We start from the raw sequence: 5,306 nt of genomic DNA, 5'->3' as shown, positions 1-5,306 counted from the left end.
CGGACAGCAGTCTTGAGGTGCTTCATGTTGGCTCCGTTTGTTGTGAGGGAGGGGTGGGATGTGATGGGAGGGGTTTAGAGGACGCGTGAGAGGAAAGCCTGCGTGCGTTCGTGCTGGGGGTTTCCAATGACTTCCGAGGGCGGGCCCATCTCGACGATCTGTCCGTTGTGCATGAAGGCCACACGGTCCGCGACTTCCTTGGCGAAGCCGATTTCGTGGGTAACCACGATCATGGTGAGTCCCGAGAAAGCGAGGTCCTTCATGACGTCGAGGACTTCGCCCACAAGCTCAGGGTCCAGTGCCGAGGTCGGCTCATCGAAAAGGATCAGTTCCGGTCGCATGGCAAGCGCCCGGGCGATTGCCACGCGCTGCTGCTGGCCTCCGGAGAGCTGCCGGGGGTAGGAGTCCTCGCGTCCTGCGAGCCCGACGCGCGCCAGCAATTCCGAAGCGAATTTGCGGGCTTCGGCCGGTTTCTCCTTCTTGACCAGGACCGGGCCTTCGATGATGTTTTCCAGGACGGTCATGTGGGGAAACAGGTTGAACCTCTGGAAGACCATGCCGATGGACTGCCTCTGCCGGGCAGCCTGCTTGTCCGAAAGCTCGAACAGGCGGTTCCCGTCCTGGCGGTAGCCCACTACGCGGTCGCCAACCCAGATTCGGCCGTTGGAAAGCGTCTCAAGGTGGTTGATGCAGCGCAGGAAGGTGCTCTTGCCGGATCCTGAGGCGCCCAGCAGGCAGACCACTTCGCCGGACCTGACCTCTAGGTTGATCCCTTTCAGGACCTGGTTGAGGCCGAAGCTCTTGTGGACGTTTTCGGCCCGGACGAGGACGTCGCTCATCGGATGGCCTTTCTGTTGGTGCCGAAGAATTTCTTCAGGTGCTGGAGCGGTGTCAGGGGAAGCTGTTTGCTGGAAGAACCCTTGGCGAAGAAGCGTTCGAGGTAGAACTGGCCGATGCTCAGGAGCGACACGGCTCCCAAGTACCAGATGGCACAGACGATCAGCAGTTCCATGATTCGGTTGTTCACGTAGTAGATGTGCTGGGCTTCGGAGAGGATTTCGCTCACGCCGATGGCCGAGGCAAGCGAGGTGGTCTTGAGCATGCCGATCACCTCGTTGCCCAACGGCGGAATGATGACCCGCATGGCCTGCGGGAGCACGATTTTCCGCATCGCCTGCAGCCTGGTCATGCCGATTGCCTGGGCGGCCTCGGTCTGCCCCTCATCGACGGACAGGATGCCGCCGCGGACCACCTCGGAGGTGTAGGCGCCCTGGTTGAGGCCAAGGCCGATCGATGCTGCCACAAACGGAGTCAGGAGGTCGATCATGCGCCCCTGGAACACCCCCGGGATCCCGATGTACGGGAAGATCAGGGCCAAGTTGAACCACATGAGTAGTTGCAGGTACACCGGGGTTCCGCGGAAAACCCAGATGTACAACCAGGCCACACCAGACACCACGGGATTTTTGGACAGCCTCATGATGGCCGTGACAACGCCCAAGGCAACGCCAATCACCATGGCGACGACCGTCAGAATGATCGCAACGCCGATCCCTTGGATGAGCACCGGGACGGTCAGGTATTCCTGGACGGTGGGCCAGTCGATCTGTGCGCGGGAAAAGGAGATTCCCAACCAGACCAACAGAAACACCACCACGGCCGCGCCGGCCCAGCGGCCTAGATGTCGGCGCGGGACAATCTTCAGCTCCGGCGCGTCGCTCGCGACGCGCGGCTCGATTTGAGTATTCATAGCTGTTCCTGGTTGTTCCTAGGTAGGGGTTCGATGGGGCAGAGAGGATGGTCACGGCACGGACCAACTCCCTAGGCTTGGTCTCGTGGTGTGACCCGCAGGCCCTGATAGTCGCCGGTCCAGCTCTTCACCTGGTCAAGGTGTGCCCGTAGGCGGGCGAGCTGTTCCGCAACGCGATGCGGTGCGGTTCCACCGAACCCGGAATGTGCCTCGAGTGCTGCTTCGATGGTGAGGACCGATTTCACCTCGGGTGTGAGGCGCGGGTCCACGGAGGCGAGCTGTTCGGTGCTCAGATCCCCGTAGTCCAGTCCGTTCGTTTCGCAGAAACGGACCAGGCTCCCGAGATCTCGTGCGCCTCGCTGAACGGGATGTCCTGCTTGGCGAGCCAGTCGGCGACTTCGGTGGCAAGGGTGAAGCCCGCCGTCGCCTGCTTTGTGGTGGCCTCGACATTGACGGTGAAGGTGCGCACCAGCCCGCTGAGGGCCGGAAGCGCCACCTCCAGGGTGTCCACAGCGTCGAAGACTGCGTTCTTGTCCTCCGCGAGGTCCCGGTTGTAGGCCAGGGGAAGCGACTTGACGGTGGCCATGAGGCCCATGAGGTCGCCAAGGACCCGGCCCGACTTTCCACGGGCGATTTCCGCGATGTCCGGGTTCTTCTTCTGCGGCATGATCGAGCTGCCCGTGCAGTAGGCGTCATCCATGCGGATCCAGCCGAACTGCTGGGATGCCCAGGAGATGATTTCTTCGCACAGCCGGGAGATGTCGATCAAGGTCAGCGAGCAGACGAACAGGAATTCGATTGCCGCATCGCGGCTTCCGACGGCGTCAATCGAATTCTCGGCGCTCGTCTCGTACCCCTGCTCCCGGGCGGCAAGCTCGGGGTGGAGCGCGAAAGTGGAACCGGCAAGGGCTGCTGCGCCGAGCGGAGACACGGCTGAGCGGCGGTCCCAATCCTGGAATCGGTGCAAGTCCCGCAGCAACGGCTGGGCATGGGCCAGAAGCTGGTGGGCGAAGACCACAGGTTGGGCTGACTGGAGGTGGGTGAATCCCGGCACCGGGGTTCGAAGGTGCTGCTCGGCCTGCCCGGCCAGTGCCTCGGCCAGCTCCAACACGAGGGCACTGACCCCGCGGACCTTGTCCCGCATGTACAGGCGGAGGTCATTGGCTGCTTGGTCATTGCGGGACCGGCCTGCTCTGATCTTGCCGCCAACGGGTCCCATGCGCTCGATCAGAAGGCGCTCCAGGAAAGTGTGGACATCTTCGTCCTCCTGCTGCGGAACTGCCTTTCCCTGCGCAACATCATGCGCCAACTCGTTGATCGTGGAGAGGAAGCCGGGCAGCTCGTCGTCGTTGATGAGTCCCGCCCGGTTCAACTCCCGGACGTGGGCCCGTGAACCATGGAGGTCATAAGGGGCCAAGGCAAAGTAGCGAGGGTCCGAGCGGGAAAAGCGGGACAGCTCCGGACTCGACGTGCCGGCGAACCTGCCGCCCCACAGCTTGGTCTGTCCTGTCATGAGTGAAACTCCTAGATCTATCGGCGTCTTGCCACTGGTGGGGTGCATCTGGTGAGATACGTCACCTTGGATGCAACTAAAGTATTTCCTTAGTAAACCAGTGAGGTCAATGAAATTTGAGATATTTCTGAGATTGAAACATGCAATTTACAGAGAATGTTCACGCTTGAAACATGCGTCATCACCATCTGAGACACCGGTATCATTCTTACCGGAGAGACCGGTGTCTCTTCTGACGAACCGTACAGGACACCGGTATCTTCATCAATAGTTTTTTGGTTTGCTACATCGACGTCGGCGCGTTGCGGCAGGGTCCAAGGCAACTGCGGCGCCCGGAAGGCGCGGTTGGAGGGCGCGCTCTACGGGCGCGCTCTACGGCGCGAGCGGCCGGCCAGAGCGTCGGCTATCCGCTGCTGTCAGTACGCGGAGATTACGGCGTAGCGAGGCTGAGGTGTCCCACTGACTCGCGTTCCACGAACTCGGTGGGAAGAAGGTGATCCGTTGATTCAGGCCCGCCCCCGGCAATTCTCGCGAGCAGGATCTCCGCGGCACGGACACCCAATTCATATGACGGGACGTGCACGGCAGAGACAGGAGGCGCACTGACGGTCATCCAGTCGGTGTCATCCAGGCAAACCAGGGACACATCGTCCGGAACCCGGAGCCCGAGCGCCTTGATGGCCTGAAAGGCAGGGAGTGCCAGGCGGCTGTAGGACATAATCAGGGCACTGGGGCGGCCAGGAGAGCCTAGCAACTCGGTCACAGCGGCATGCGTGAGCTCGGGGCTCATGACTCCCGAAATGAGCTGGTACTCCAGGCCGGTCTCTGCGGACTCGTCCTTGATGGCACGTACGCGGTCTGCGATGGTCGAAATGGGCAACGGGTGCCCTGCTTCCAGTTCTTCCGGCGTCTTGGTGGTCGCCGAGACGAAAGCAATCCTTCGGTGACCATGTTCCGCCAGGTGACCTAGAACCTTACGGGCGTCAGCGTATGAATCCGTCCCCACCCGGTCCGCAACGACGTCGTCCGGTCTGCGGTCGAACAAGACCAAGGGCCTTTCCATCCTGACGACGTCAAGCAAATGTGCCGAGTCGCTCCGCGTCGCGGAAGCAACTATCAAACCGTCCACCCTCTTGTCGAGGAAAACCTGAACCGCAGCCCTTTCCGCTTCGACGTTCTCATCCGTGTTGGCCAGGATGACGTCGAACCCGGATTCCTTGGCTTTGTCCGCGATACCCCGGACTGCCCGGGCAAAATATGGGTTCTCGATGTCGCTGACAACCACGCCGATGGTGTGGGACCGCCCCGAGCTAACACTGCGGGCAAGGGCATTTCCGCGGTATCCCAGGGTTTCGGCAGCAGCCACCACCATCGCGACGAGTTCGCCGCTGACGGATCCATACCCGCCTAGGGCCCGCGCCGCCGTCGAACGTGAAACGCCCGCGAGGCGTGCAACATCCATGAGGCTTGCAGTCCGATGCGACAGGGAATCCATGAAAAGAATCTACATCAAAATTAGCCCCATTCAGGCAAACATTGCCCGGTCAAACAATTCGGCACAAATTCCAGTGACACCGGTTTCACGCGTGTGGTTCCCTTTGTCCACTCTGGCTTCGGGATAGATCACCGAGTCTCTGTGCCCACGGCCTAGGGAATTGCCCCGATGTGCACCAGGAGTTCGTGCTCGGCACCGTCGAGGTAGCGGCGCAACTCGGCTGCGGCCTCTTCGCGCTGACCGTTGCGGATCTGGGCAACCAAGGCGGCGTTGCGCTCCACGTAATGCCCGTGGAAGTCGGGTGTGGTGGCCATCGCGTGGAAGACCAATCGCATCTCGGCCAGCACTTTCTCCATCAATGCGTCCAGGGAGGCGCTTCCGGACAGCGACACCAGGGCCTTGTGCAACTCCTGGTTGGCGTCCGCCATGCCGGCCACCGATCCCTCGGCGAGGGCAGCCCGGGCTTTGTCGACGATCACGTCCATGGCGTCGAGGGCTCCGGCCGGGACATCGCCCCACAGCACGGCCGCCGGTTCGATCAGGCGGCG

Annotated in this window: 4 protein-coding genes and 1 pseudogene; all 5 read right to left on the bottom strand. The window is 61.7% G+C overall.

Annotated elements, in window-relative coordinates; genetic code table 11:
* Positions 1–74 precede the first annotated feature (74 nt).
* On the bottom strand, positions 75–839 hold the full coding sequence (locus AHiyo1_RS13355; RefSeq protein WP_059388893.1) for an amino acid ABC transporter ATP-binding protein: 765 nt from the start codon (positions 837–839) through the stop codon (positions 75–77).
* Positions 836–1,750, bottom strand: coding sequence for an amino acid ABC transporter permease (locus tag AHiyo1_RS13350; protein ID WP_059388892.1), 915 nt, complete (start codon positions 1,748–1,750; stop codon positions 836–838). Before AHiyo1_RS13350 ends, AHiyo1_RS13355 begins: the two co-directional genes overlap by 4 nt.
* Positions 1,751–1,821: 71 nt before the next feature.
* Positions 1,822–3,263, bottom strand: a pseudogene (argH, locus tag AHiyo1_RS13345) (argininosuccinate lyase).
* A gap of 430 nt (positions 3,264–3,693) precedes the next feature.
* Positions 3,694–4,758: a LacI family DNA-binding transcriptional regulator gene (locus AHiyo1_RS13340; RefSeq protein WP_059388891.1), complete on the bottom strand. Its 1,065-nt coding sequence runs from the start codon at positions 4,756–4,758 to the stop codon at positions 3,694–3,696.
* 152 nt (positions 4,759–4,910) lie between these two features.
* A partial coding sequence (locus tag AHiyo1_RS13335; RefSeq protein WP_113990662.1) for an FCD domain-containing protein occupies positions 4,911–5,306 on the bottom strand: 396 nt, incomplete at its 5' end.

Origin of the sequence: Arthrobacter sp. Hiyo1, from assembly GCF_001263615.2 — a bacterium.
Lineage (GTDB): Bacteria > Actinomycetota > Actinomycetes > Actinomycetales > Micrococcaceae > Arthrobacter.
Note: the sequence above shows the minus strand (reverse complement) of the source record. Positions and strands in the feature narration are given on the sequence as shown.